Origin of the sequence: Bittarella sp. HCP28S3_D9 (assembly GCF_052065655.1) — a bacterium.
GTDB classification, from domain to species: Bacteria; Bacillota; Clostridia; order Oscillospirales; family Ruminococcaceae; genus Bittarella; species Bittarella massiliensis.
Genome location: NZ_JBQHTP010000027.1, coordinates 1 through 26,803 on the forward strand (window position 1 = coordinate 1; position 26,803 = coordinate 26,803).

Annotated in this window: 22 protein-coding genes and 2 tRNA genes; 19 read left to right on the plus strand and 5 right to left on the minus strand. The window is 59.6% G+C overall.

Going from position 1 to position 26,803, the window contains the following annotated elements; genetic code table 11:
- Positions 1-62 precede the first annotated feature (62 nt).
- Positions 63-138: transfer RNA gene (locus ACTNAU_RS11950), tRNA-Asn, on the plus strand.
- 305 nt (positions 139-443) lie between these two features.
- Here ACTNAU_RS11950 and ACTNAU_RS11955 read toward each other — a convergent pair.
- Positions 444-1,193: a class I SAM-dependent methyltransferase gene (locus ACTNAU_RS11955; RefSeq protein WP_441098550.1), complete on the minus strand. Its 750-nt coding sequence runs from the start codon at positions 1,191-1,193 to the stop codon at positions 444-446.
- 254 nt (positions 1,194-1,447) lie between these two features.
- Between ACTNAU_RS11955 and ACTNAU_RS11960 the strand changes: the two genes are divergently transcribed.
- On the plus strand, positions 1,448-2,893 hold the full coding sequence (locus tag ACTNAU_RS11960; RefSeq protein WP_441098551.1) for an MATE family efflux transporter: 1,446 nt from the start codon (positions 1,448-1,450) through the stop codon (positions 2,891-2,893).
- Positions 2,894-3,013: 120 nt separating this feature from the next.
- Here ACTNAU_RS11960 and ACTNAU_RS11965 read toward each other — a convergent pair whose 3' ends face one another.
- Positions 3,014-4,009: a peptidylprolyl isomerase gene (locus ACTNAU_RS11965; RefSeq protein WP_441098552.1), complete on the minus strand. Its 996-nt coding sequence runs from the start codon at positions 4,007-4,009 to the stop codon at positions 3,014-3,016.
- 176 nt (positions 4,010-4,185) lie between these two features.
- Between ACTNAU_RS11965 and ACTNAU_RS11970 the strand changes: the two genes are divergently transcribed.
- The 8 genes from ACTNAU_RS11970 to ACTNAU_RS12005 all read left to right on the plus strand — a co-directional run bounded on the left by ACTNAU_RS11970 (position 4,186) and on the right by ACTNAU_RS12005 (position 11,142).
- The gene (locus tag ACTNAU_RS11970) at positions 4,186-4,356 is read left to right on the plus strand and encodes a hypothetical protein (protein ID WP_441098553.1); all 171 of its coding nucleotides are present in this window, start codon (positions 4,186-4,188) and stop codon (positions 4,354-4,356) included.
- A gap of 47 nt (positions 4,357-4,403) precedes the next feature.
- Positions 4,404-5,120 carry a hypothetical protein gene (locus tag ACTNAU_RS11975; protein WP_441098554.1) on the plus strand — a complete coding sequence of 239 codons (717 nt, stop codon included), beginning with the start codon at positions 4,404-4,406 and terminating at the stop codon, positions 5,118-5,120.
- Positions 5,121-5,351: 231 nt separating this feature from the next.
- Entirely contained in the window at positions 5,352-5,930 is a 579-nt protein-coding gene (gene lexA / locus ACTNAU_RS11980) for a transcriptional repressor LexA (protein ID WP_441098555.1), read from the plus strand.
- A gap of 1,152 nt (positions 5,931-7,082) precedes the next feature.
- On the plus strand, positions 7,083-8,900 hold the full coding sequence (gene typA / locus ACTNAU_RS11985) for a translational GTPase TypA (RefSeq protein WP_185916708.1): 1,818 nt from the start codon (positions 7,083-7,085) through the stop codon (positions 8,898-8,900).
- A 193-nt stretch (positions 8,901-9,093) separates the two neighbouring features.
- Positions 9,094-9,486 (plus strand): NUDIX domain-containing protein, encoded by a 393-nt coding sequence (locus ACTNAU_RS11990; RefSeq protein ID WP_256136760.1) that lies wholly within the window; start codon positions 9,094-9,096, stop codon positions 9,484-9,486.
- Between the two features lie 42 nt (positions 9,487-9,528).
- Positions 9,529-9,605 (plus strand) — tRNA-Arg (locus ACTNAU_RS11995).
- 469 nt (positions 9,606-10,074) lie between these two features.
- Positions 10,075-10,488 carry a hypothetical protein gene (locus ACTNAU_RS12000; RefSeq protein WP_441098556.1) on the plus strand — a complete coding sequence of 138 codons (414 nt, stop codon included), beginning with the start codon at positions 10,075-10,077 and terminating at the stop codon, positions 10,486-10,488.
- A gap of 81 nt (positions 10,489-10,569) precedes the next feature.
- Complete coding sequence (locus tag ACTNAU_RS12005) at positions 10,570-11,142, plus strand: histidine phosphatase family protein (protein ID WP_441098557.1); 573 nt, start codon at positions 10,570-10,572, stop codon at positions 11,140-11,142.
- Between the two features lie 162 nt (positions 11,143-11,304).
- Here ACTNAU_RS12005 and ACTNAU_RS12010 read toward each other — a convergent pair whose 3' ends face one another.
- From ACTNAU_RS12010 to ACTNAU_RS12020, 3 genes are all read right to left on the minus strand, one after another.
- Positions 11,305-11,859, minus strand: a complete 555-nt coding sequence (locus ACTNAU_RS12010; protein WP_185916704.1) for a nucleoside 2-deoxyribosyltransferase — start codon at positions 11,857-11,859, stop codon at positions 11,305-11,307.
- A gap of 64 nt (positions 11,860-11,923) precedes the next feature.
- Positions 11,924-12,871 (minus strand): PfkB family carbohydrate kinase, encoded by a 948-nt coding sequence (locus ACTNAU_RS12015; protein ID WP_185916703.1) that lies wholly within the window; start codon positions 12,869-12,871, stop codon positions 11,924-11,926.
- Positions 12,872-12,940: 69 nt separating this feature from the next.
- Complete coding sequence (locus ACTNAU_RS12020; protein ID WP_185916702.1) at positions 12,941-13,903, minus strand: LacI family DNA-binding transcriptional regulator; 963 nt, start codon at positions 13,901-13,903, stop codon at positions 12,941-12,943.
- A 271-nt stretch (positions 13,904-14,174) separates the two neighbouring features.
- Between ACTNAU_RS12020 and ACTNAU_RS12025 the strand changes: the two genes are divergently transcribed.
- The 9 genes from ACTNAU_RS12025 to ACTNAU_RS12065 all read left to right on the plus strand — a co-directional run bounded on the left by ACTNAU_RS12025 (position 14,175) and on the right by ACTNAU_RS12065 (position 26,800).
- A complete protein-coding gene (locus tag ACTNAU_RS12025) occupies positions 14,175-15,404 on the plus strand; it encodes an MFS transporter (protein ID WP_256136749.1) in 1,230 nt (409 codons plus the stop codon).
- A gap of 70 nt (positions 15,405-15,474) precedes the next feature.
- Entirely contained in the window at positions 15,475-16,695 is a 1,221-nt protein-coding gene (locus tag ACTNAU_RS12030) for an MFS transporter (RefSeq protein ID WP_185916700.1), read from the plus strand.
- A 281-nt stretch (positions 16,696-16,976) separates the two neighbouring features.
- Complete coding sequence (locus ACTNAU_RS12035; protein ID WP_441098558.1) at positions 16,977-20,735, plus strand: efflux RND transporter permease subunit; 3,759 nt, start codon at positions 16,977-16,979, stop codon at positions 20,733-20,735.
- Positions 20,732-21,331, plus strand: a complete 600-nt coding sequence (locus ACTNAU_RS12040; RefSeq protein WP_441098559.1) for a TetR/AcrR family transcriptional regulator — start codon at positions 20,732-20,734, stop codon at positions 21,329-21,331. The genes ACTNAU_RS12035 and ACTNAU_RS12040 overlap by 4 nt, the downstream gene beginning before the upstream one ends.
- A gap of 321 nt (positions 21,332-21,652) precedes the next feature.
- Positions 21,653-22,009, plus strand: a complete 357-nt coding sequence (locus ACTNAU_RS12045) for a hypothetical protein (protein WP_216402145.1) — start codon at positions 21,653-21,655, stop codon at positions 22,007-22,009.
- A gap of 125 nt (positions 22,010-22,134) precedes the next feature.
- Entirely contained in the window at positions 22,135-23,208 is a 1,074-nt protein-coding gene (locus ACTNAU_RS12050; RefSeq protein WP_441098560.1) for a nucleoside hydrolase, read from the plus strand.
- Positions 23,209-23,251: 43 nt separating this feature from the next.
- Positions 23,252-25,225 (plus strand): hypothetical protein, encoded by a 1,974-nt coding sequence (locus ACTNAU_RS12055; RefSeq protein WP_441098561.1) that lies wholly within the window; start codon positions 23,252-23,254, stop codon positions 25,223-25,225.
- Positions 25,200-25,970 (plus strand): hypothetical protein, encoded by a 771-nt coding sequence (locus ACTNAU_RS12060; protein ID WP_441098562.1) that lies wholly within the window; start codon positions 25,200-25,202, stop codon positions 25,968-25,970. The genes ACTNAU_RS12055 and ACTNAU_RS12060 overlap by 26 nt, the downstream gene beginning before the upstream one ends.
- Positions 25,967-26,800 carry an ABC transporter ATP-binding protein gene (locus ACTNAU_RS12065; protein WP_441098563.1) on the plus strand — a complete coding sequence of 278 codons (834 nt, stop codon included), beginning with the start codon at positions 25,967-25,969 and terminating at the stop codon, positions 26,798-26,800. The genes ACTNAU_RS12060 and ACTNAU_RS12065 overlap by 4 nt, the downstream gene beginning before the upstream one ends.
- Positions 26,801-26,803 lie beyond the last annotated feature (3 nt).

The following is a 26,803-nucleotide window of genomic DNA, read 5'->3' on the forward strand; positions in this document are numbered from 1 at the left end:
CAGCGCTGAAGATACTTGGCGGGAAGCTGCCTGGGAAAATAGGGCGATGCCGACACAAATATTCCTCCTTAGCTCAGTTGGTAGAGCATGCGGCTGTTAACCGCAGGGTCGTTGGTTCGAGCCCAACAGGGGGAGCCAGAAGTAGAGCACCCAAACAGGTGCTCTTTTTTTGGCTCCGGACCAGTCTCCTTCTGATCAAAAAGGGAAAAGCCCCTGCACTGTTCTAACAGTGCAGGGGCTTTTTTGCTGCTGTGCCAATCCGCAGCGCGCCAGTTCAATCTTCTATCTGCTCACTGTCGGCTTCTCTGTCTTTTGACAGGGGGCGTGAGGAGCGCCGCTGGACAGTTTTTTGGGGGGAGAGGGTGCCGCCCCACCGCAGTTATGTATAGTGCCGAAAACCCGGTTCAACCCGACCCTTCGCCCCCTCTTTTTATAGGTACTCTTTACTTTTTGCGGGCTAGAACCAGCAGGAAGCTGGGCTTGTGGTACTCCTTCTCAAAAAAGGGATACTGCGCCACCAACTCGGGGGAGGGAAGGGGCTCTTCCATCCGCTCAATGACGAGTCCGGCGTCCGTCAGGGCGTTGACGAGCTGTGAAAAGGTGCGGTGGTATTTGATCACTCCGTCCACAAACCAGGTGATTTCTCGCTTCCCCGGGCGGCCATAGTCGTTGAGGGGGTGGTAGAGGGGCTTCCCGTCCTCCCCATATACCCAGTAAGGGGCGGTCTCGTCGATGTGACAGGTGCCGATGGGGTGTTCCTGGGAGAAGAGAAAGACGCCGTCGGGCCGCAGGCAGCTGGCCACACTTTTTGCCAGGGCGGCGAAGTCCTCCACATAGTGGACGGCCAGGGAGCTGAGGATCAGGTCAAAGCGCTGTCCCAGCTCCCCGATCTGACTCATGTCCATCTGTTCGAAGCGAATCCCGCAGCTCCCGTTTTCCCGCTCTGCGGCCGCCAGCATCCGCTGGGAGAGATCGATCCCCATCACCGAGCGGGCGCCCCGCTGCGCACAGAGGGCGCAGATCTCCCCAAAGCCGCAGCCCAGGTCCAGTACATCCTTCCCCGCAGGGTCCGGCAACAGGGAAAGGAGGGCTGGGTGTTCCAGGAGGACATTGTAGTTGACCGGGTTTTCCCGCAGGGAGCGGTATCCCTCGTAAAAATCGGGATGGTCATAGATGTTTTGCAGCTTGTCCATAGCGACCTCCTCTGTCTTTGTGTTTAGCCGAGTAAAACCAAGTATAGCACAGCGAAAAAGAAAAAGGAAGCAGAAATGTCCGATAGGCACAAAAATAAATGCAATAAAAAAAGAAAAAATGGCGAATGATTGCACTTGCCCTCTCTTTCCTGTATACTAACTTCTATCGGGCTTTTGGGGGCGCGGCGCTCCAAAAGGCCGAACGCGATACCTGTTCGGTCCGTGTGCCGGCCCGACCTGCAAGGAGGATACAGATGCAGCTATTCAGACGGCGGCTGGGGGGAGATCCCTCTGCCCACCCGCCCTACATTCCCGGCGATCTCACCACTGGCCCGCCGGGGAAAACCCTCTTTTTCTTCATGATCCCCATCCTCATCGGCAACATCTTTCAGCAGTGCTATAACCTGGCTGACTCCATCATTGTAGGGCAGTTTGTAGGGGCGGGCGCCCTGGCGGCAGTCGGCGGCGCCGGACCCATCTTCTATATGGGCACCATTGTCTCCTCTGGCTTTTCGGTGGGGGTAGCGATTGTTACCGGCCAGTTTTTCGGCGAGGGCCGCCGCAGGGAAATCAAGGATATCCTCAGCACTTCGGTCCTCTTTACGGTGGCCACCTCCATCCTCATCAGTATTCTGGGGGTTCTTTTTGCCCCTGCCCTCCTCCGCTTTCTCAACACCCCGGAGGATGTCTTTGCCGACAGCGTCACCTATCTCACCATCATCTTTGTCGGCTTTCTCTTCATCTTCCTGGCCAACATCGGCGGCAGCCTTTTCAACGCCCTGGGCGACTCGAAAACGCCCCTCTACTGCATGGCCGCCGGGGGCCTTCTCAACATTGTCCTCAACCTCTGGTTTGTCATTGGCTTTGGCTGGGGGGTCTTTGGGGTGGCGCTGGCCACCGTCATCGGGCAGGTGTTTACCTGCGCCATCGGCTTTCCCCTGCTGATGCGACGCATCGCCCGTCTGGGCGATGGCCAGATAGGGCTGCGCCACGGGTTCGGTCGCTTTCGGGCCGACCTGCTGGGGCTGATCGTCAAGCTGGGGGCCTCTTCCGCCCTGCAGGGGATCGTCCTCTCGGTGAGCGGGCTGCTCATCCAGGGCATCATCAACAGCTTTGGCAGCCTCTATATGGCGGCCTACACCTCGGCCCAGAAGATCGAGCTCTTCCTCACCCTCCCCATCTACAACCTGCACAACGCCCTCTCCAACTACAGTGCCCAAAACATCGGCGCCGGCCGGCTGAACCGGGTCAAGCAGGGGTATCGGGTGAGCATCCTCTGGTCGATGATCTTCTGTGCCGCCATGGCGGTCATCCTCTTTTTGTTTGGGGGGAATCTCATCGGCATCTTCATCAAGGCCGAGAGCGATGGCGCTGTCATCCAGGTGGGGGCCCAGTACCTGCGGATGCTTTGCATCGCCTACTTCCCCATGTCCTTCATGTTTATGAGTGAAGGGCTGCTGCGGGGGGCGGGCGACGTGCTGGCCGTCTCCTTCATCACCGCCGGAGGCATGCTCTTTCGCATGATCGCGGCATACAGCTTTGCCTCCCTCCTCGGGTTTTATACGGTGGCAGTGGCCTACTTTTTCAGCTATACCTCCGAGTCCATCCTGGCCTACATCCGGGTCCGCTCCGGCCGATGGCGGGAGAAAGCCGTCACCGGTGGCGCGTCTCCTGTGGCTGAGGAGAACGCCACCCTCTGACATACCCAAATCTTTAGAAACAACTGTCAAGACAGAGAAAGCCCCCTGCTCATTGCGAGCAGGGGGCTTTCCCCGGAAAGTATGAAAAAGTGGCGCCAAGTGCCATCTGGTCGGCTGGTTTTAGTGGAGGGTCTCCACCGAAATTTTGTCGTAGTTTTTGTTGTAGGTGACCTCCTGCTTGCTGATCTTCTCCTCCAACAGGTCGTTGAAGAGGGCGTCCTTGCAGGCGGTCACCAGGGAGTCGTGGTTCTCGTCGATATAGCTCTGGTCGATGGGCAGCTTTTTGATGATGTGATAGCCGTACGAGGTCTTGACCACGTCGCTGATCTCTCCCTCGGCCAGGGCAAACGAGGCGTCTTCAAACTCCTCCACCATCTCGCCGGGGCCAAAGTAGTAGCCGTCCTCGGTCAGGCCGGGGTCCTCGTTGTACTGGCTCACCAGGGTGGCAAAGTCCTCGCCGCTGCGGGCCCGCTCCAGGATCTCCTGGCTTAAGGCCTCGGCGTTCTCGGTCTCGTTGGTCACCAGGACATGGCTCACGTGGGCGTATCGCTTCTGCAAGAACTCGCCCAGCACCTCGTCGGTGACCTCCATGGTGCCGCCCTCGCCAAAGAGGTGGTTTTCGACCTTTTGTTGCAGGTAGCTGGTCTGCATCAGCTGCAGGTAGAGGTCCTCGGTGAGGTAGGCGGATGTCATCGCCTCCTGAAAGGCCTCTTCCGAGTCGTAGCTCTCTTTGACAGAGGCCAGCTGGCTGTCGGCGCTGGCCTTCTCCTCATCGCTGAGGGAGAGGCCGTACTCGTCCGCCAGGGCGCGGATGGCGCGGTTGGACTGCAGCGCCTTGAGCACGTAGTCAGAGAGCTGGGCCCTGACCTCGTCCTGCCCTTCCCAGGCGGTGTCGTCGCCGTTGTCATAGCCGTATTTCATGTTGAGGAAGTAGTAGCGGTACTCGTCCATCGAGACCTTGTCCCCGTCGATGGTCATGACCACCGGCATGGAGACGCCCTTGCCGTCCACCACGAGAGGGGAGTTTTTGGCCCCGCAGCCGGTCAGGGCGGCGAGGGTCAGTAGAGAGGCGGCGCCGACGGCGGCGACGCGCTGAAAACGCTGGGAAAGATGCATGTGGTTTCTCCTTTACTCTGTGGTTGGGTACGCCTTTAGCTTACCCAACCAATGTGTAGACTGTGTGAAAAGTGCGAAAATCCTTTGCGAAATGAGCGCCAATCTGCAAAAAAAGCGGATAAACCCCGAGTAATATCCAATCCTGTGGAATTCTGATGGGTGAGTTTTCCACGGCTGTGGAATTCGATGTTGAAAACACCAGTGCCATGGGAATTGTCGCTGCGAGAATTGCGAAAGTTTTCCACACCCAAAGGGCAATTGCAAGAGAACAAAGTTTTTGGTATACTATTTGTAAATATTGCACCAAGACCACCGGCTCTCTGGCCGGGGGAAAGGACTTTTCATGACGCATTACAAATCGACCAGCCGCTCGCGGCGTTTTGCTCTCGTTCCAGTGCTGCTTGCGCTGTTGGGCTCTTTGGCTTTGGCCCTGCCCGCGCAGGCAGCCGACGCCCTCTACCGCTTCACCCACAACGGGCAGGACCTGTTGGCAGTGGGAACGGTCACCTCGGTGGGGGAGGGGAGCATCACCTTTTCCATCAGCGAGATCCTCAAGAGCTCCTCCTCCATCGGCGGCGGGAGCAGCCCCCTGCCCTCCAGTGAGGTCCGCCGCGAAATCAAGGTGGAGAGGGGAGAGGCCCTGCGGGACCTGCAGCCGGGGGACGCGGCCATCCTCTCTTTAAAAAAGAAGATGTGGGGCGGCTTTGTCCTGGACAACGGCGCCTACCGGCTGGACAGCACCGCCCTGCCGGTCCAGGCCTCCACCCTCGCAGGGGAGGAGAACGCCGAGACGGCGGCGGTGACCTTCTTTGTCAACTCCCGCGGGGTTTTTTGCGAGTTTGCCTTTGAGGGGGACGACGGGCGGGTCGCCCTGACCTACAAGGGGCAGGACTACCTCATCTACGACCGGGCGGCCGGGGGGATCCAAAACCCGCAGATACCGGGCACCCCCAACCGCCTGCCCACCGAGCCTAAGGGGGACGACTGGTTTGCCAACTGGCAGTCTCCGGCCGTTCTCATCGGCATTCTGGCGGTGGCGGCCGGCGGGGCGATCGCCCTGCGCGTCCTCTTTAAAAAGAGAAAGCGCAGGCACACCATCTACCTCAAATAGCGGCGGCTGCCGGGCGGGAAGCGAAAAAATGCCGCCAACCTTGCGGGCGGCGGCATTCAAAAGCCTGAGGGGTGCTTTTGAGGAGGATAGTGCAGTCCTAAAAACATTTGCGGCATTGTCTTTAGGCTTGTTTTTATTATAGCCCTGAAGCCCAATTTGTTGTGAATGATATGTTAATAAAAGGTGAAAAAACCTGAGTGATCATTTGAATTTTAGAGAGAGGTGAGAGCCGTGGAAAAGGTGGAGCGAAAAAAGCGGGAGCTGCTGGAATTTTTGTACCGCCAGGTGGGGGAGGGCATCCCCCCCTCGGTGCGGGAAATCTGTGCGGCCATGGGCTTCAAATCGACCTGCACCGCCCACAAATACCTGAAGATGCTCGAGGAGGACGGCGAGATCGAGGTGGTTCACGGCTCAAACCGGGGCATCCGCATCACTGGGCGGCACACCGCCGCCATCCCTCTGCTGGGCACAGTAGCGGCTGGCACCCCCATCCTGGCTCAGCAGGATATAGAGGACTATATCGTCAGCGACCTGCGGGGCGAAGGGCTCTTTGCCCTGCGGGTCAAGGGAGACAGCATGATTGGCGCTGGCATCTTCGAGGGGGACATCATTCTGGTGCAGCAGACCCCTGAAGCCCGCGACGGGGAGATCGTGGTGGCCTTGATCGAAGACGAGGCCACCGTCAAGCGCTTTTATCGGGAGCCGGACGGCCGCGTCCGCCTGCAGCCCGAAAATGACCGCCTGGCCCCCATCTACCCCGACACTGTGGCCATCCTGGGCCGGGTGGTGCGGCTCATCCGCAATTACTGAAGAAAGTTGACAGAGGAGAGGCTGCCCCAGTTTGTTGCTGGGGTGGCCTCTGCATTTTTAGTGCGTTGTCTGCCCTTTTGTTACGGGCTTTGCCTGCGCGCCGGACAGCGCCGTCTTCTTGCGCTTTGCTGCGGGGAGAAAGAGTGCTCTTTGCTCTCCCCCTCAGTGTTGCCCTGTCCTGTACCGGTGACGGGGAAAGGGAGGGACTTTTTCCCCGGTGAGCGCTGACCGCAGGCAAGCACGGGGTGAAGGAAATATATGTCCCACCATCTCTGGCAGCTGTCGGGAGAGAGCGGGCCCGTGCTGAGATGGGGAAAGGCACGCCGCCCTCGGTATCTTGGGGGGATGTTGCACTTCTCTTTCCGCAGGCTTTGTCCTTTGCCCCTGCGCGGCGTCGATGCCGCCTCCCCGCGCTTCGCTGCGGGGAGAGGATCGCGTTTCCCCTACAGCCGTACTGTGCCAGCAGAGAGGAAAGGCCTTTTCCCATGTTGGACCCTGGCTGCAGACAATCGAGAGAGAAGGGAAGCTTTTCCCCCTATCGCTCTCGCTGGCCGTTGAAAGAGGGCAAACTCGGACTGAGATGGGAGAAAGCCGCGCTGGCCTCTACATTTCGGAAGCTGTGCTTTCTTTTTTGGAGATTTTGTCCCTGCGCGCTGTCCGCGCTGCCTCTTCGCGCTTCACTGCGGGGAGAGGCCGGCCTTTTCCCCCGTGCCCCTCCTGTCCGCCCCATGCCGGCGGTGGGGAAAGAGCCCTTTTCCCAGCGGGTTCTGGCAGCGGGCAATCGCGGGGGAAAGGTGTCGACCCTCTCCCCTCACCGGCTGCCGGGGGGGCAGTATGGCCCCTGGCTGAAATAAGGGGAAAGCAGCACTTCTCCCTGCACTTTTGAGGCCCGTGTCCGCCTGTGAAAAGGCGTGCAGCTGATAAGTGGGTAAAAGGAGAAAAGAGAGGCCAGATTTGGCGCTTGCGATGAATTTTTTGACTATTTTTTGTGAGATATTTTTGCTTTTTTAGGCGTGGCGGTGTATAATAAGACAGTTAAAGGGCTTGTACAGCCGGACGAGGGGAGATCACACTTCCGCCGGCTGCTTTTCCTGCCGCGGGCAGCGAGCCAAAACCGTTTGACAGCCAGCCATTCTTGGGGAGGAACACAGTTTGACTAGAAACGATTTGAGAAATATTGCCATTATTGCCCACGTCGACCACGGCAAGACCACCCTGGTAGACGAGATGCTCAAACAGGGCGGCATCTTCCGCGAAAACCAGGTGGTGCGCGACCGGGTGATGGATTCCGGCGCCCTGGAGCGGGAGCGCGGCATCACCATTCTCTCCAAAAACACCTCGCTCTTTTACAACGGGGTCAAGATCAACATCATCGACACCCCGGGCCACGCCGACTTTGGCGGCGAGGTAGAGCGGGTCTTGCAGATGGTGGACGGCGTGCTGCTGCTGGTAGACGCCTTCGAGGGCCCTATGCCCCAGACCCGGTTCGTTCTGGAGCGGGCGCTGGCCCTGGGCCACACCATCATCGTGGTGGTCAACAAGGTCGACCGCCCCGACGCCCGCCCCGAGGAGATCGAGGACGAGGTGCTGGAACTGCTTTTGGACCTGGACGCCAGCGAGGAGCAGCTGCAGAGCACCTTTGTCTACTGCTCTGGCCGGGAGGGGACCGCTTCCCTGGATTACAGCGATCTGGGGGACAACCTGATCCCCCTCTTCAACGAGATCATTGAAAAGGTGCCCGCCCCCAAGGGCGACCCCGAGCTGCCGCTGCAGATGCTGGTCAGCTCCATCGACTACAACGAGTACGTGGGCCGCATCGCCATCGGCCGCATCAAGCAGGGCACCATCAAACAGGGGCAGGAGGTGGTGGTCACCAACTACCACGGCGACCAGACCCCCCGCCGGGGCAAGGTGGTCAACCTCTACCAGATCGACGGCCTGACCCGCGACGCGGTGGACAGCGCCCAGTTCGGCGACATCGTCTGTGTCTCCGGGGTGGAGAACATCACCATCGGCGACACCATCTGCGCCCCCGACGCGCCGGAGCCGCTGCCCTTTGTCAAGATTTCCGAGCCCACCATCGAGATGACCTTCTCGGTCAACGACAGCCCCTTTGCCGGGAGAGAGGGGAAATACGTCACCTCCCGCCAGCTGCGCGACCGGCTCTTCAAAGAGCTGCTCAAGGACGTCTCCCTGCGGGTGAGCGAGACCGACACCACCGAGAGCTTCAATGTGGCCGGGCGGGGCGAGATGCACCTCTCCATCCTCATTGAGACCATGCGCCGGGAGGGGTATGAGCTGCAGGTCAGCACCCCCCGCGTCCTCTTCCACGAGGAGAACGGCAAGCGGATGGAGCCCGTGGAGCGGGTGACCATCGACGTGCCGGAGGAGTGCGTGGGCAGCGTGATGGAGAAGATGGGCACCCGCAAGGGCCAGCTGGTGGAGATGCACCCCACCGGCAACCGGATGCGGCTGGAGTTCCTGATCCCCTCCCGCGGCCTCTTCGGCTACCGCAGCGAGTTCTTGACCGACACCAAGGGCGAGGGCATCCTCAACACCATCTTCGAGGGGTATGAGGAGTACAAGGGCGAGATCCCCACCCGCCAGGTGGGCAGCTTGGTGGCCTATGAGACCGGGACCGCCGTCACCTACGGCCTCTTCAATGCCCAGGAGCGGGGCACCCTCTTCATCCCCGCCCAGACCGAGGTGTACGAGGGGATGATCATCGGCTCCAACCCCAAGGCCGAGGACCTGGTGGTCAACGTCTGCAAGACCAAGCACCTGACCAACACCCGCGCCTCCGGCTCCGACGACTCGCTGCGGCTGACCCCGCCCCGAGTGATGAGCCTGGAGGAGTCGCTGGAGTTCATCTCCGACGACGAGTTGGTGGAGGTCACCCCCGAGTCGATCCGCCTGCGCAAGAAGATTTTGAACAACCAGCAGCGGGCCAAGATCACCCACCGCAAATAAGAGAGCGAACGCTTATCTGCTCCGGCGCACAGAAAATCCTGTGCGCCGGAGCTTTTTCTTGCCCAAAAGGGAGAAATTTGGCCGCCCCTGCCCCTTTTGAGGGAGGCGCCTTGCCAAGCAGAGGGCTTTTCTGTATGATAGAGAAAGGAAAGGGGAGATCGGTTTGCGTCGGGAAAAATCGTGTGGCGGGGTGGTGTATACCAAAGAGGGCGGCCAGCTTCGCTTTCTATTGATTCGGCACAAAAAGGGCGGCCACTGGGCTTTTCCCAAGGGGCACATGGAGGCCGGGGAGAGCGAGCGGCAGACGGCCCGCCGGGAGATTTTGGAGGAGACCGGCGTGCAGGTGAAGATGCAGGGCAAGTTCCGGGAGAGCGTGGCCTACGACATCGGCACCATCATCCACAAGACGGTGGTCTACTTCCTCTGCGAGATCGTGGGCGCGCCCGAGGTCACCATCCAGGAGGAGGAGATTTCCGACTACGCATTCTTCGGGCCGGACGAGGTGCCGGGACACCTGACCTACTCCAACGACAAGCACACCTTTGCCAAGGCCTTGCGATATATAAAATCTCGCAATTTGGCTTGACAACGGTCAGCAGCCGGTGTATTATATATAAGCACGTTACAAGCGCCAATAGCTCAGCTGGATAGAGTGTCTGACTACGAATCAGAAGGTCGGGGGTTCGAGTCCCTCTTGGCGCACCAAGCAAGCCGCTCACAAAGTTTTTTGTGAGCGGCTTGCTTTTTTGCATCTGCCAAAAGGGGCGCACGGCAACGCTCGGTGTGTCCTGCGCATTAGCGCAAAATAAAAAAGGAGGGGAAAAGGCTGCGGGATTTACCCGTGGCCTTTTGTTTTGACGGCAGGCTTGGGGGCGCACACGGCACCGAAAATGCTAGGGGGCCGTATCTTTTCCCCCTCAAAACAGAAGAGAGACGGGTCAATTCGATTTTGCGATGCGGGCCCAGAGGAGAACCGGCAGGTCCTTGTCGACACCGCCTTCAGCGGCTGGAGAGGAGAGGATTTTGCTCTATGAGAAGGAGGACTTTTTTGAGTGAGGAGGGGAAAACGGGGAGAGCAACTGCACTGCAAATGTCAAGTCTTGTCTGCACAGGGAAAAGTCGGTATACTATCTTCTTGTGGCACTACGCGAAAGGACTGATTTTTGGTTTGCAGTTGATCGAAGAGGTATTTGCAAAAGAGGTGTACGCGCCCTTTGTGCGCTATTGCCAGCTCCACCACCTGCGGGAGATGGAGGACCTGCGCGGGTTTTCCCCGGCAGAGGCGGCGGGGTGGCCGGGGGTGACGCCGGCCCTGCAAAAGCGGGTGGGGCTGCTGTTGAGCACCTACTGGAGCCGCCACCCCCAAGCGCCGGCTCCCGCCCCGAAAAGGGAGCCGCTGGAAGACCGGGTGCGGGCCCATTTTGAGGAGAACGCCCACCGGGTGATACGGCTCTCTGAACTGACGCCGATTGCCGGCGGACTTGGGCAAAAGGAGCTCGCCCGGATGTTGGAGCGGGTGGACTGGTGCGGCTGCCTGGACAAAAACAGCTATTTCTACACCAGCCCCAAAGGGGAGGCAAGCCGGTAAAATCGGTTGCCATCGGCCTGTCCTGCCAGGGTGATAGGGGGGAAAACAGAGCGGCAGCGCCACCTGAACGGAGGGAACAGGGTGCAGAGAGTGTACTGGATCCGCCACGCCGAATCGGATCACAGCGTCCACAACGACGCCCTGCGGCCCCTGACTGCCAGGGGTCTGGAGGGGCGGCACAGGGTGGAAGGGTACCTGGCCGGCCGCGCAGTAGGGGCGGTCCTCTCCAGCCCCTACCGCCGGGCCTATGACACGGTGCAGCCCTTTGCGGCCAGCCGGAGGCTGCAGGTCCTCTGCGACGACCGCTTTCGGGAGCGCCGGGTGGCGAGCGAAGGGGAGTGGATCGAGGACTTCTCCGACTTTTCCCCCCGCCAGTGGGCTGACTTTTCCTACCACCTGCCGGGGGGAGAGTCCCTCGCCCAGGTGGAGGAGCGGATGGTTGCTGGGCTGCAAGACGCCCTGGCCGCCCACCCCGGGGAGGATCTGGTGATCGGCACCCACGGCACCGCCCTCTGCGTGTTGATCCACCACTTTGTGCCCGCCTTCGGGCTGGAGCAGTTTGCCGAGATGGTGGAAAAGCTGCCCTGGGCGGTCTGTATGACTTTTGAAGAGGGGCGCTTCTCCGGGTGGGAGGTCGCCGACATCTCCTTTTAATAAGCGAGGAGCCAGGGCGCCTGAATGTCCTTCAAGCAGGGCAAACAAAAAGCGAAAGAAAAAAAGAGGTCTGGGGATTTTCCCAGACCTCTTTTCTGTGTGCTGCTGCCGAGGGGAGGACAAGGCCTTCCCGCGCGGTGACAGAGACTTGCTGCAGGGGGATTACTCAGAGATCTTTTTCAGGCCCAGATCTTTGGCAGCCAGCTCCAGAGCGTCTTCCAGGGTCCCGCAGATGCAGGGGAAGGTGCCGGTCATCATCAGGTTGACCATCTTGCCCCAGTCCTCGATGAAGGCGCCGTCTTTGTCGTAGGCCTTTTTGATGACCTTGCCGTCGGGGGTGGTCTCCTCTTTCCAGGTGACCGGGCCGTAGTACTTGTCGACAGCGGTGATCATGTCCTCCTCGTCGTAGTAGGCGTAGACCTTTTTGCCCTTGGCGTAGGCGTAGACGGCCTCCCACACGGTGCCGGCGTCGGGCTCGGAGCCACGGAAGTGCTTGAAGTTGGCGAAGACCAGCTCGCAGCGCTCCAGCCGCTTGATGTTCATCCAGCAGACTTTGTCGGAGGTGACGGGGGGCTCGATGACATCGGGGAACTCCTCATTGGGCAGGGGGGTCAGGCCGTACTGTTTGCAGAGGGCCTGCTTCTGGGCTTTGACCTCTTCAAAATCGGGGTAGAAGCAGTCGGGGCCGGCAAGGAAGGTGTAGATGGGTTTGTCCATGATAGTGACTCCTTTTCTTTTGTTGTATGTATTTGAAAAGCCCGGAGGGCATTTCAGACGAGATTCAGTTCTGCTCTGAGAAGATGGGGTTTTTGCGCAGGTGTTCCCGCAGCTCTTCCCGGGTGGGGACCTGGGCGCGAATGCCCTCTTTGGCGCGGGAGAGGAAGGCGGCGGCCTGGGCGTAGATGGCGGCGCTGTACAGCTCCTCCCCGCGGTTGAGGGCCAGGGCGAGGGCGGCGATAAAGATGTTGCGGTCGCCGTTTTTGTCGATCTCCATCCCCATTTCGGGCTGCCCCAGGGTCAAGAATTCGTTCCCGGTGGCGATGAGCACCCCGTCGGCCCCGTACTTGAGGATGGCGGTGCGGGCCCCCCGCTCCAAGAGGGTGGAGAGGGCCAGGCGGGCGGTCTTGAGATCGGGCTCCTGCCGGCCGGTGAGGGTGCAGACATCCGCCTCGTTGGGGAGGACGATGTCGACAGAGGGGTAGAGTTCCAGCGGCAGCCGCTCCACCGGGGTGGCGGAGAGGAGGACAAAGGCCCCGTGGCGCTTGGCCATGGTCGCGGCCTCGGTCACCGCACAGGCGGGCAGCCGGTTGGAGATCACCACCGTCTTTCGCCCTTCAAAGAGAGATTCAAATTCTGCCAGATCACCCGGCCGATAGCTGTCGTTGGCCCCGGCGCTGTAGATGAGGGAGGGGGCCTGTTCCCCGCTGACGCGGTGGACAAAGATCATCCCCGAGGGGACGCCTTCTGCGACGGTGATCCCCCGCACGTCCACCCCGCGACTGCGCAGGGTCTCGGTCATGGTCTGGCCAAAGGCATCGTCGCCCACCCGTCCCAAAACGGCGGCGCGTCCCCCCAGCAGCACCGCGGAAACCGATTCGCGCGAGGCGGTGCCGTCGGTCTCCAGCCGGGTCTCGTCGGCCTTGACGGTGTCCCACAGGGTGGGTGCGGCGGGCAGGTAGAGGGAGACCCCCATATTGATGGTTCCCACAAAGAGTATTTCTTCTTCCATACTTCCTCCTCGGCGGCTTTTCGGCGACCGGTCTGGCCAGGCCTGCCGGCAGTCGGGGCGTTCCCCCTGTTACAGGGTGCTCTTGCGCACGGTCAGGGTGTGGCGGAGGCACTCGCTCTCCACCGGCTGACCCTTGATTTTTAGCAGCAGTTTTTCGGCGGCCTTGGCGCCGATCCGGTACAGTGGCTTGGACATGGTGGTCAGCCCGGGGTAGGTGGCGGTGGCCAGGACGCTGTCCTCCAGGGAGAGGATGGCGCAGTCCTGCGGCACCCGCACCCCCCGGTTTTGCAGGGCGTGCTGCACCCCCAGCGCCTGCCCGTCGCAGACGGCGACGATGCCGGTGGGGCCGTATAACTCGTCGGCCAGGGAGTAGCCCAGAGCGAACCCGGCCTGGTAGGTGTTGGGGCCGGTGAGGACCCGCAGGCGGGCGCCGGTGTCCTTCAGGGCGTCGGCACAGCCCTTGTTGTAGGCCATGTCAAAGCCGGGGACAGTGACCAGCACCACCGTTTTGGCCCCCTTTTGCTGCAGGTAGGCCGCCGCCTCCCGCGCCGCGTCGTAGCGGCTGGAGTAGACCGCGGGGAGCCCGGCCATGGGGAAGCATTCGGCCAGCACGGCGGGCAGGCCGCTGGCCTCGGTCTTGCGCTGGGCCTCCTCGCTCAGGTGCAGGCCCAAAACCGCCCCCGCGGCCCCGGTGGAGATCATCTCGGGTAGGACCCGGTCCAAGTAGTCGGCATCTGTCTCCGCGCAGTAGAGGAGCACCGGCACCGAGGCGGCGCTGGCGGCGTCGCAGGCCCCGCCGGCCAGGATGTTCCAGACCGGGGACATGATGTCCGACACCACCAGGGCGATGGCGCCGGTCCCCTTGCCGGAGAGGGCGCGGGCGCTGAGGTTGGGGCGATACCCCAGCTCCTCGGCCGCCTGGCGCACCCGGGCCTTGGTGGCGGTGGAAATGCTGGGGGAGTCGTTGAGGGCGCGAGAGGCGGTGGAGATATTGACCCCCGCCAGCTTGGCCACCTCTTTTAAGGTTGCCACGGGCACTCCTCCTTTCTCTAGAAACAGTTGCATATCTGTGCAATCAGTTGCATTCTGTTCAAAGGATACTCTTTTTTTGCATTTCCTGTCAAGAGGGCAGGGGGCGTTTTTTGCAAATAGCCGACAAAATCGGCATATTGGTCGGAAAGGCGCAATGTTTTTTGTGAAAATATGTATTGACAAAGGGAAGGGGAGAGTGATAAAGTTGACAAGAATAAAAATTGTGAAAGTTGTGCAATCGGTTGCGCAACCGTGAGGAGTTGTATTGCACGTGACCAATCAAAAGAGAAGGAGTGTGACGGCGGTCTTTGTCATCGTCTTTATGATGGCATTTGCCCTGTCCGGCGGGATGTTCAGCACCGCCCTCCCCAAAATCATTGAAACCTACAACCTGTCCCTGGAACAGGCCTCCCTCTTTTCCATCTTCCAAAGCGGGGGAATGCTGCTGGCCAACTGCTTCACCGCCCTGGTGGTGGACAAACTGGACAAGAACAAGATGCTGGGTGTCATGTTCCTGCTGATGGGCGGCTTCCTCTTCTGCATCGGCTCGGTGCCCCCCTTCGTGTTGATCCTGCTGCTCTTTGTCCTCATGGGCATTGTCTCCAACGTGGTCAACAACGCCTGTTCCTCCTACATGTCCGACCTCTACGGCGACCAGCGGGCCCGCTACATCAGCATCCTCCACGCCTTTTTCGGCCTGGGCTCCCTGATGGGGCCCCTCTTCATCGGCCAGCTCACCCGGATGGGCTTTGTCTGGAACAATGCCTACACCACCCTGGGCCTGGTGATCATCTTCATCTCGGTGGCCTACTTCCTGACCATGCTGGTCATCAAGCGCCCCATCCCCGAGGTGCAGAACATCGACGACTCGGGCAAGCGGCTGAAGACCCCCTATAAAAAGATGCTGCGCTCCCCCAAGATGCTCTCCCTCTGCGCGGTGAGCTTTCTCTACGCCGGCTTTCAGGTGTATAACACCTGGCTGCCCACCTATTTGAACAACAAAAACCCTGACCTGTTCCCCATTTCCTTTTGCTCCACCGTGGTGGCCTGCTTCTCGGTGGGGATGATCGTCAGCCGGCTCATCAACGGCTACATCTCCAAGTTCATCTCTGCCCGCAACTACATCACCCTGGTGAGCATCTGCTCCTCCGGCGTGCTGGTGACCGGGTTGCTGGTGGACCAGAAATACCTCTGGCCGGTGGTGGGCTTTTTGCTGGGGCTGCTCACCGGCGCCATCTACACTGCCCAGTTTGTCATGGCCTGCGAGTACTTCCCCCGCTTTTCCGCTTCGGCCACCGCCTTCACCGGCTTTTCCTCCGCCATCGGCGGGATGTGCTTCAACGCCCTGGCCGGGCAGGTGGCCCAGAAGGTCAACTTCCTGGCGGCCATGTGCATCCCGGTGGTCGCGCTGCTCATCACCTTCCTGGTGCTCATCACCACCAAGCGGATCGTGGAGCGGGCCGACAGCGGCGAAGAGGAAGAGACCCTGACTGCCCAGTAAGCCCTGTTTTTCCGCGGCATCTGCCGCGGGCCACCCCGCCGCGCCCTCTGCCGGCGGGAGAGAGTAGGAGTTGAACGAATCCGTGAGCAACAAAAAGCGCCGCACCATCGCGGCCATCTACGTCATCACCTTCATGGCGGCCTTCGCCCTTTCCAGCGGGCTGTTCAGCAACGCCATGCCCCGCATTATCGAGGGGTACAAACTGACCTTTGACCAGGCGTCCCTCTTCTCCATCTTCCAGAGCGCAGGCATGATCCTGGCCACCGCCCTCACCGTGTTGGTGGTGGACCGACTGGACAAGAACAAGGCCCTGGGGCTGATGTTTTTGCTGATGGGCGGCTTTTTGGTCTGCATCGGCATGGCGCCCCCCTTTGTGCTGCTGCTGGTGGCCCTCTTTTTGCTGGGCACCGTCTCCGGCGTGTTGGACAACGCCTGCGCGGCCTACATCTCCGACCTGTTTGGGGACGAGCGGGCCAAGTACATCAGCATCCTCCACGCCTTCTTTGGGCTGGGCTCGGTGCTGGGGCCGGTCTTCATCGGCACCCTCTTCAAGATGGGCTTTGAGTGGAACACCGCCTACACCACCTTCGGCCTGGTGGTGGTCTTTCTGGCCCTGGCCTACTTTGTCACCATGGCAGTCATCAAGCGGCCTGAACCCGCCGTCTCCGGGGTGGACGAGGCGGGGGTGCGGGTGAAGATCCCCTACAAAAAGATCGTTACCTCCCCCCAGATGCTGGTCCTCTGCGGGATGGCCATCTTCTCGGCGGCCACCCAGGTCTTCAACACCTGGCTGCCCACCTACCTCAACAACAAAGACGCCCTGCTCTACCCGGTGTCCTTTTGCTCCACCATCATGGCCTGCTACTCGGTGGGGATGATCATCAGCCGGGTGCTCAACGGCGCCATCCTGCGCGCCCTCTCCCCCCGCAAGTACATCATCACCATGACCTTTTTGGGGGCGCTGGTGCTGGGGGCGGGACTGGCCATCGACCAGAAGCTCCTCTGGCCGGTGGTGAGCTTCCTGCTGGGGCTGCTGGTCGGCGCCATCTACACGGTGCAGATCATCATGGCCTGCAGCTATTTCCCCCAGTTTTCGGCCACTGCCATCTCCTACGCGGGGCTGGCCTCCTCCGTTGGGGGGATGCTCTTTAACGCCCTGGCCGGCCAGTTGGCCCAGCGGGTCAGCTTCCTCTCGGCCATGTGCATCCCGGTGGCGGGGATGGTGGGCACCTTCCTGCTGATGGGCCTCACCCGCCGGGTGGGCAGCCACACCGAGGCGGTGGAGGAGTAACCCCTTTTCTCTCGGCCCTTTTCAGGCGTCCCCCTGCATCCGCTTGCAGGGGGACGCTTTTTTGCGCCGAGGGGGAGAGCGTTTGTAAACTTTTTTAAAAAGGCCCCTTTTTGTCTGGAAAATCGATTGACGGGAGGGGGAGAGGCTCGTACAATAGACAGGTGACTGACCAGTCAGTCACCTGTTCTACCCCTGGGGCCTTTGCCCGGCGCGCCCCCTGCAAATTTGCGCCGGACCCCCGCCCCTGCGGCAGAGCGCCACAGCCCGAAAGGAGCGCGCGTATGCTTTCCAAATTCAGTGTCAAAAAACCGCTGACTGTCTTTGTAGCAGTCATTTTGGTGATGTTGATGGGAGTCATCTCCTTCACCAACATGCAGACCGATCTGCTTCCCAGCCTGGACCTGCCCTATGTGGCGGTGATCACCGCCTACCCCGGGGCCAGCCCGGAGAAGGTGGAGCAGGCGGTGACCAAGCCCCTGGAGAAGGGGCTCTCCACCACCAGCGGCATCAAAGAGGTGCAGAGCATCTCCAGCGAGAACACCAGCATGGTGATTTTGCAGTTTGCCGACGGCACCAACATGGACAGCGCCATGATCGACCTCAGCGGCAAGGTAGACCTGGTCAAGGGCCAGCTGGCCGACGGGGTGAGCACCCCCACCCTGATGAAGATCAACCCCGACATGCTGCCGGTGATGATTGCCGCGGTGGACGCCGACGGGCAGGACGCCGAGGCCCTCTCCCAGCTGGTGAACGAGACGGTCCTCCCGGCGCTGGAGCGGGTGGACGGGGTGGCCTCGGTCAGCGCCACCGGCGTGCTGGAAAAGGAGATCCAGGTCACCCTCGACCAGCAGAAGATCGACGCCCTCAACGACAAGATGCTCGCCCAGATCGACGCCAAGTTGGCCCAGACCAAGGCCCAGCTGGACCAGGGGGAGGCCCAGATCAAGGCCGCCCAGGAAAAGCTGGACAGCGAGAGTGCCGCCCAGGCCAAACAGCTGGCCGACAGCGCCGCCCAGCTCTCCGACGGCAAGGCCCAGCTGTCCCAGGGCTTGAGCTACCTGGACACCACCATCGCCCAGACCAAGGCCCAGAGAGAGCAGCTTCTCACCCTGCGGCAGAGCCTGCAGGCCTTCCTCGACGGGGGGGAGCAGGCGGGCCCGGAGGCAGAGGCGGCCCTGACCGCCCTGGTGCAGCGGCTGCAGGACACCGGCGTTCTCTCCCAGCAGGAGGCACAGGCCCTGCTGACCGCCCTCACCCAGCAGAGTGGGCAGCTGGCCCAGCTGTTGGGCGAGGCGGTGACCAAGTTGGACGAGGGGATCGCCGCCGCCGACAGCGGCCTGCGGCAGATGGAGGCCCAGCGGGGCCCCCTGGCCGACAAGTTGGAAGCCCTGGCCCCGGCCGAGACCCAGCTGGAGGCGGGGAAGATGCTCTTTGCCCAAAAGATCGCCCAGGCCCAGGGGAAGCTGGACGCCACAGCGCAGCAGTTGAGCCAGGGCCGCACCCAGTTTGAGGAGGCGGAAAAGGCCGCCTATCAGACCGCCGGCCTCAGCGGCAAACTGACCCCCCAGACCATTCAGGGGATCTTGGCGGCGGAGAACTTCTCCATGCCCGCTGGCTCCCTCACCGAAAAGGGGGAGAAGTACGCCGTCAAGGTGGGCGACGCCTTCTCCAGTGTGGAGGAGCTGGCGGGGCTGGAACTCTTCACCGTCGACCTGGAGGGCATCGGCACCATCAAGTTGTCGGACGTGGCCGAGGTGGCCTTTGCGGACAACCGCGACGAGATGTACGCCAAAATCAACGGCAACGACGGCATCCTCCTCACCTTCCAAAAGCAGAGCACCGCCTCCACCTCCCAGGTGTCCGCCGACATCCGCGCGGCCATGGCCCAACTGCAGGAGGAGCACAGCGGCCTGCACCTGACCGCCCTCAACGACCAGGGGGTCTACATCGACATTGTGGTGCAGTCGGTGCTGCAAAACCTGCTCATGGGCGGGGCGCTGGCCATCCTCATCATCCTCCTCTTCCTGCGCAACTACCGCCCGACCCTGGCCATTGCCGCCAGCATCCCCATCAGCCTGCTCTTTGCGGTGGCGCTGATGTACTTCTCGGGCGTCACCCTCAACATCATCTCCCTGGCCGGTCTGGCCCTGGGAGTGGGGATGCTGGTGGACAACAGCATCGTGGTCATCGAGAACATCTACCGCCTGCGGGGCGAGGGGATGAGCGCGGCCCAGGCAGCTGTGCGGGGCGCGGCCCAGGTGGCGGGGGCCATTGCCGCCTCCACCCTGACCACCGTCTGCGTCTTCCTGCCCATCGTCTTTACCCAGGGCATCTCCCGGGAGCTGTTTACCGACATGGGCCTCACCATCGCCTACTCCCTGGTGGCCAGCCTGATCGTGGCCCTGACACTGGTGCCGGCCCTCTCCTCCAAGCTGCTGCGCAGACCCGACCAGACCAAGCACCGGCTCTTTGACCAGTTTGTGAACTGGTATGCCCGGCTGCTGGACAAAGCCCTCTCCCACCGGGCGGCGGTCCTCTGCGGGGTGGTGGCGCTGCTGGTGGTCAGCGGCATCGGCGCCACCCGGATGGGCACCGCCTTTATCCCCGAGAGCGACACCAACCAAATCAGCGTCACGGTGGAGATGCCACCCGAGACCACCACCGCCGAGACCCGCGCCATGGGTGACCGGGTGGCCGCCATTGTCGGCGACCTGCCCGGGGTGGAGACGGTGGGCGCCATGGAGGGCGGCGGGATGATGAGTTCCGGCGGCAGCGGCAGTGTCAGCATGTACGTCATCCTCTCCGAGGGGAAGCGGCCGGACAGCAGCCACATCGCCCAGCAGATCAAAGACGCCACCGTGGGCCTCGCCTGCGAGGTCACCGCCCAGAGCTCCATGGGGGACATGTCCTCCATGGGCGGCTCGGGCCTCACGGTGCAGATCCAGGGCGACGACCTGGACACCCTGCGCCGGGTGGGCCAGGAAGTGGCCGCCCTGATGGAGGAGACCGAGGGCACCCAGGACGTGGAGGACGGATCAGAGGACCCGGCCTATGAACTGCGGGTGAGCGTGGACAAGAACAAGGCCATGGGCTACGGCCTCACGGTGGCCCAGGTCTACCAGGAGGTGGCCGCGGCCATCCAGTCCGAGACCACCGCCACCACCCTCTCCCTGGAGGACGGCGACTACCCCGTCGTGGTGGTCAAGGACCCAGAGGCGGCCCTCAGCCGGGCCACCCTGGGCGACCACCAGCTCACCGTCACCAAGGACGGGGAGGAGACCGCCATCCCCCTCTCGGACATCGCCCAAATCAGCCAGGAGGAGGGGCTCTCCTCCATCCGCCACGACGGGCAGGTGCGCACCCTCTCGGTCAGCGCCCAGATCGACGCCGAGCACAACATCGGCTTGGTGAGCCGGGAGCTGCAGTCCAAGTTGGACGGCTACCAGCCCCCGGCCGGCTACACGGTGGAATTGGTGGGGCAGACCGAGACCATCAACTCCACCCTCATCGAGCTGCTGAAGATGGTGGGGCTCGCCATCGTGCTGATTTACGGCATCATGGTGGCCCAGTTCCAGTCGCTGCTCTCCCCCTTCATCGTCATGTTCACCATCCCCCTGGCCTTTACCGGCGGCCTGCTGGCCCTCTGGCTCTGCGGGATGGAGATCAGCGTCATCTCCATGCTGGGCTTTTTGGTCCTCTGCGGGGTGGTGGTCAACAACGGCATCGTCTTTGTCGACTACGTCAACCAACTTCGGCTGGAGGGCGCCCCCCTGCGCCAGGCCCTGGTGGAGACCGGCGTCACCCGCGTCCGCCCCATCCTCATGACCGCTCTCACCACCATCTTGGGGCTGGGCACCCTGGCGATGGGGATCGGCTCCGGGGCCGACATGCTCCAACCCATGGCGGTGGTCACCATCGGCGGTCTGGCCTACGCCACCCTGCTGACCCTCTTTGTGGTGCCCATCCTCTATGACCTGTTCCACCGCCGCAAAAAGGGCGGCGAGCGGATGCCCGCCGGCGGGGAGGAGGTAGAGCTGTGACCTACAGCGAAAAGGAGATCGCCATCTTCGAGGGGGTGCGCAAACTGGCTTTACAGGGGGCCGACCTGCGGGCCCTCAAGGCCGATGACATCGCCCGGGCGGCCGGTCTGGGCAAGGGCACCCTCTACAACTACTTCTCCTCCAAGGAGGAGATCATCTCCCACACCGTCCTCTACGACCTCTTCCGCCAGATGGACGAGGTGCTGGCGGCGGTGGAGGGGACCCAGGGCTTTTTGAATAAGTGCCGGGCCGCCCTCACCCGGCTGGGAGAGGTCAGCCGCCAGTCCATGGGGCCCTTTCAACTGCTCCTCCTCTACGGCGGCGTCCCTGACTGGAAGGGGATGGCCCAGGCCTTCTCCAGCGAGATGCAGACCCGCCGCGCCCAGGTGGAGGAACTGGCCTGGCAGCTGGCCTGCCTGGGGGCGCAGGAGGGCCTCTTCCCCCAGCCCACCGACCGGACCTATGTCTGGCGGGTGTTCACCAGCGCCACCATGGGCTTTCAGCAGCTCGACTGCGCCCCCTGTATGCAGGGCCGCCAGCCGCTGGACGAGGCGGTGGAGGAGGTCTGCCGCCTGCTGGTGAAGAGTTTATCGTAATTAATGGTCAATAGTAGAAACAGGCCTTCTTCCGAAGGCCTGTTTTTTGTGGTGACAAAAAGAAAGTTGTTGACAACATGCTTTGTTTGTTTCGCGTTTTTTGGCTATATTTTAAAAACATGCGCAGTATAATAAAAAATAAAAACAAAAAACATTTGTTTTTATGTATAAAATAGTATAAGGACATATTTTTGTTTCAAAAAATGTCGAAATATAAGGAAAAGGTGCTATAATATATTTCTAATAAGTATGTACAAATAAGAAAAAAATAGTGTGGTTTATATAAGAGAGGCTGTGCCCAAAATGAAAGGAGAAGGAAAGATGAAAACCAAGTTACTGCGTGTATTTGCTGCGGCATTGATGCTCGCGATGGTCTCGACTTGTGTGGCTTTTGGCTACAATACAGCGGATGTCAAGTTTACTGACAGTCAAGTCCACTACACGTCCTCTGTAGGCTATGCGGCTAATGCGCAGACATATGGCAAGGTTGATGGTGGGTATGCTGGTATGAACATCAGTCTTTTTAAAAATTCCAGCAGAGTGACAACAAAGTTTATCGATGCAGGTACTTATGGCTGGACTTCTGTTGCGTATGGAACGGCCACCTATTACGGCTCTGGACAAAAATCTGGATCGATGGACTTCGGCCAGGGAACCATCCGCCTGAGCTATAACTAGCACAAAAAGAGTAGTTCCGACATCTTTTCACACTTTAAATGATCATGAGATAAGGTAATGTGAGGTTTGGGCACAGGTCTTTCTTACTGAATGACAAACAGCGTTTGTTGCTGAAAGGATAGGCAATGAAAAAAGTTACAGCTCTTTTGGTAGCGGTGATGCTTTTGCTTTGCGGCTGTGCAAAGTACGATAAAAATGGCCGCGTCCTCACCACCGGGGGGACGTTATATCCCAATGGCGGCCTGGTTGAGGCGGCGGGTGCTGCCAAACAATCGCCGATCCCGGTTATCTTAGATGTTGATGGCGGAGCAGATGATGTGTTGGCGGTGATTCTGGCCGCCAAATGCGAGGGATTGGACGTTCGGGGGATTGCAGTGACCCAGGGCTGTGTGGATTTACAGACGGCTGGGCGCAATGTGCTAATGGCCTGTGCATTTGCCAATCTGGATGTACCGGTTGCGCTGGGAGCAGAAAAGCCGATGGAGCGGGAGGCAGTGACCGATCCACAGCACCACGGGGCGGACGGTTTGGCCGGTATGCAGTTGCCGCCGACAGAGCGGGCCTTGAGCGAGCTCACGGCCGAAGAGCTTTATTGCCAGGTGGCTGACGAGTGCAACGGGAGACTGCAAATCATCACTTTGGGGCCGCTTACTAATTTGGGTCAGGTTTTGAAAAGCCATCCGGAACTGATAGGAAAGATAGAGCGGGTGGTGGCTGGCTGCGGTACGCTGGACGGTTTGCCCGAGTTCAATGCCCAAAACGACCCGGAGGCGCTGCAGATGGTGATGGATAGCGGCGTTTCACTGACCTTTCTAGTCAATAATATCTGCGACCGCAGCTTTGTTGAGTTTACGCCGCTGCGCGATGACTTGATTTCTCGTCAGGGTACCTCTCGCTATATCCTCTGTGCGGAAAACCGCCCTAAGAGCAGACTCTCTCAGCTCTATATGGAGATTGGAAAAACTGAGAAGGGAAACCGAATGTACGGGTATTTGGTAGTCGATTGGGTCAATAATGAACAAGCTGCCCAACCACCCGAACAAATGGTGGTCACCGTCAGTTTGGAGGAGGGGGAAAAGGGCGGACAGATGCAATTTGACACCGCTCTGCGTGCGGACGAAGGCTATCCGGTGGTTTTGGAGTCCACAACGCTGCTTTGGGATAAGTTAGAGGAGCTTGCGGAGTGCTACAACAAATAGGCTGGGAGATTTAGCCCGGGCAAGATGATAGGGGGTGACCAGGATGGGTAAAGCCATAAAAAATGAGATTCGCCTATTTAGGCGGACGATTTATCTCCCCATCTTTGCATCCTTGTTACTGCTGGCCGTTCATCTTTATATGGGGAGTTACTGCGTCTCTCCGCCTGTATGGGTAGAACCCGTTTTGGTTGCCCAGCGCAGCCAGAGCTTGGGGTTGGTTGCATTTTTGGGAACACTGGTGCTCTCCTGCTTTTTTTGCGCCAGGTTGCGGGATTCAGGCCTAGAAGAGGCCGTTCGATCGAGTAAGCACGGCCTGCTGCGGTTGCTGGTGTCGAAAGGCGTTGTTTTGCTCGTCTTTTGTGCATTGGTATGTGTCAGCATCTTGATTTACGATTTGGTTTGGATGGGCCGTTTTCACCTGCCCAATGCATTTTTATACAGTGAGTTCCAAGCGGTTTTGCTGCACTATTTTCTTCCGGGTATTGTCGCGATATTGCTGGGTATGGTGCTTTCGCTCTGTTGTGGGCAGTTGGCGGGATACGGAGTGGTTCTGTTGACTGCCTTTTTGGTCTCGCCAGCCTCCAACTTTCTGTTTGTTCGCTTTGCCGAATTTCTGCCGGTGGGACATTTAAAAGATCTATTGGTGTTGTTCCCGGTAGGCGATGACTACTATCCCGACGCGCTGTACGGTTACCCTGGAGAGGGCTTTCGTTTCTTCCAAAACATATTTTGGATTTCACTGTTGTTGCTTCCGATTTTATGGGCGTTGCGGCCCAAGACCGGGTGGAAATTGGTAGGGAGTACGATTTTGCTTGCCCTTGCCATAGGGGCGTTTCCGGCAGCTTTTTATCAAATCGGCTCTTTGAATAAGGCCAACGACGCCATCGTACGGGAGACGGAGTACACCCGTAGCAGTTATACATACTATGCGGAGAAAAATGTGCGGCAGGAGGATAGAGCGGCAGATTTCTCCGTCTCCAGCTATCGAATGCGGGCCAAAATAGGGCTTCAATTGGAAATGCAGGTCACGATGACCGTCGATCAAAGGCGGAGTACACTGGACTTTACGCTCAACCACAACTACTGTGTCGAGCGCGTTCAAAGTGGCGGGAAAGACCTTTCCTTCCGGCGGGATGGAGATTACCTTTGGGTCCAGGCGGAGGGGGCACAGGAAATCACCCTTTTTTACAAGGGAAGTAATACCACCTACTATGCCAACGGGCAGGGTTGCTTTTTGCCGGGTTACTTCTCCTACTATCCGATGGCCGGACTTTGGCCGACCTATGACAGTGGAGCGCAGCAGCTGGCCAAAATTCACCCTGATGAGAAAACCCATTTTGAGTTGCAGGTGAGTGCACCATATCCTGTTTTTAGCAATTTAGCAGAAGAGAACGGCGTTTTTATAGGGGAGGCAGAGGCCCTTACACTGGCGGGCAGTCCCTTCGGTTGCATGGAAGAAAAAGGCGGGCGCGGTCACTTTTTCAGCAGTTTGCAACAAGGCGGCAAGTTTGACTGGAAATTGTTTGAAGAGGCGGTGACTCGCTGTGCCGGACAGATGGGAGTGGAAGCGAGGGAGCTGCCGGAACAGTTTGTGGCGTTTATCCTGCCCATGACCCCGACATTGGGTAACTCAGCAGAAGTGTTTTCTGACAGTTTGGTGGTGACCGGACATTGCGACATGGATGCATTGGCGGTGGCCTACCTCTGCAAACAGTACAATATGCAAGAGGAAAAGCGTCCTCTGCTGAACTTACTTGGCGACATAGAAGGTGTGGACAAAGCGGTCTTTCGCTATCGCACCCGACTGGTCCGGTACAGCATGGCGCCCAAAGAGGTTGTTTACCCATTTTTATACGCCAAAGCACAGCAGAGGGTGGGGCCCCAAGAGGCCCAAAAGCAGGTGTACCGGTTTTTGGTGGATGAAGGTGACCGCAGGGATGTCCAGACATTTTTGGAGGAGCTGTGCGGGTTTGGCGAGGCGGTGAAAGAAGATGAAGAGGCGTTACAAGCTCCATAAGTGGAAACCGCTGCTGGGCAGCTTGGCAGTCGTTCTTTTGGCGGTTTTTCTGTTTGTGGGAACCGATTTGCGCTTTTTCCTGGGGCGCAAACAGGACGCTTTTCTCCATCTGCTCAAAACGGGGAATCCCACCGCAACTGTTCGGGAAGATCTGGGGTTTACTGTTTCCCTCGACCCAGAAAGAGGGCTGAGCAAAGGTGCGGTTCTCGGTGAAGACGGCGAGGGAATGGCAGTGCGGGTCGTCAGCACCAGAGTGGATCAGTTTGATCTATCAATGCTAGATACCAAAACAGGTAACGAGCACCTGCAGTTTGTCTGTGTACTCGATTTTGTGGGAAAGATGCAAGACGGCAGGGCCGAAGTTTTGGCGCCATTTGCGTTCCCGCAGAAGGGCTCGCCCTTTTATGAGAACACGCAGGTGAAGATGGGCGAAGGCAGTCTCTATCTCCCTCAGAAATTTCGCTATCGCACACCTGACGACCCTGATTTTCCGTGGGAACTAAATAGCGATAACATAGAGCTGGTTGTAGGTGAAGAAGTGTTTCACCCGCGATACCGGTTGATTGAGGTGCAGGCTGCCGGTGGCGAGTTGCAGGTGCGGGTGTACTACTCCTTTTTTAAAACAGAGGACGATTTCAGCCGGCTAATTGCCCGTTCTAGAACCCGGGAAATAGAGTTGCGATGCGACTATCTTTACGTCAGCGAGTACAGGACAAATCCAGTGATAAGGGGGATCCTGCAATGATCAGTGCAAAAGGGGTTGGCAAGCGATTTGGTCGAAAGTGGGCCCTGCGAAATGTGGATTTGGAGTTGAACGAGGGCATTTATGGGTTTTTGGGACCCAACGGCGCGGGGAAAACCACCTTCCTCCGCTGCATGATGGGGGTGTACACGCCGACAGAGGGCACATTTTACTGGGACGACAAGCCGGTTTCCTCCAGAAATGATCCAACTTGTCATATGGGGTACCTGCCGCAAAGGTTTGGCGCCTATGGCGAGCTAAAGCTTTGTGAGGTGCTGGAGCATCTGGCGGGCCTGCGCGGTATGTCAATGCGGGGTCTCAACGGGGAAATTGACCGCTGCCTTGCACTGGTTCACCTGCAAGACCGGGTAGAAAGCAAGGTGCGTACTCTGTCCGGCGGGATGGTGAGAAGACTGGGGATTGCAGCGGCATTGCTCGGAGACCCGGAAATACTTATCTTCGACGAGCCGACGGCAGGACTTGACCCAGAGGAGCGGTTGCGATTCAAAACTATTTTAGAGCTGTCTGCCCCAGGAAAGGCGATTCTTCTTTCAACACATATTCTCAGCGATGTGAATGCGGTAGCTGACAGGATTGTCATCATCAACAAAGGCTCGGTTATCTGTAACCTTCCCTCAAAGGATTTGGCGGAGCTGGCCCGCGGAAAGACCTTTGAAGTGACGGGGGAGCCCAATCCTCAAGAGGTGGTGGAAAGCTGGCGGGAAGGGGATGTGCTGCACAGCATAATTGTGAGCAGCAACCCACCTGCAGAAGCAATCCCCACTGAGCCGAGAATGGAGGATGGCTATGCGGCTGCCATTCAAGGGCTGTGATTG

Coding starts and splice junctions, on each gene's coding strand:
- ACTNAU_RS11955 (WP_441098550.1), bottom strand. CDS start 1,193: ATGGACAAGCTGCAAAACATCTATGACCATCCCGATTTTTACGAGGGA.
- ACTNAU_RS11960 (WP_441098551.1), top strand. CDS start 1,448: ATGCAGCTATTCAGACGGCGGCTGGGGGGAGATCCCTCTGCCCACCCG.
- ACTNAU_RS11965 (WP_441098552.1), bottom strand. CDS start 4,009: ATGCATCTTTCCCAGCGTTTTCAGCGCGTCGCCGCCGTCGGCGCCGCC.
- ACTNAU_RS12010 (WP_185916704.1), bottom strand. CDS start 11,859: ATGGACAAACCCATCTACACCTTCCTTGCCGGCCCCGACTGCTTCTAC.
- ACTNAU_RS12015 (WP_185916703.1), bottom strand. CDS start 12,871: ATGGAAGAAGAAATACTCTTTGTGGGAACCATCAATATGGGGGTCTCC.
- ACTNAU_RS12035 (WP_441098558.1), top strand. CDS start 16,977: ATGCTTTCCAAATTCAGTGTCAAAAAACCGCTGACTGTCTTTGTAGCA.
- ACTNAU_RS12045 (WP_216402145.1), top strand. CDS start 21,653: ATGAAAACCAAGTTACTGCGTGTATTTGCTGCGGCATTGATGCTCGCG.
- ACTNAU_RS12050 (WP_441098560.1), top strand. CDS start 22,135: ATGAAAAAAGTTACAGCTCTTTTGGTAGCGGTGATGCTTTTGCTTTGC.
- ACTNAU_RS12055 (WP_441098561.1), top strand. CDS start 23,252: ATGGGTAAAGCCATAAAAAATGAGATTCGCCTATTTAGGCGGACGATT.
- ACTNAU_RS12060 (WP_441098562.1), top strand. CDS start 25,200: ATGAAGAGGCGTTACAAGCTCCATAAGTGGAAACCGCTGCTGGGCAGC.
- ACTNAU_RS12065 (WP_441098563.1), top strand. CDS start 25,967: ATGATCAGTGCAAAAGGGGTTGGCAAGCGATTTGGTCGAAAGTGGGCC.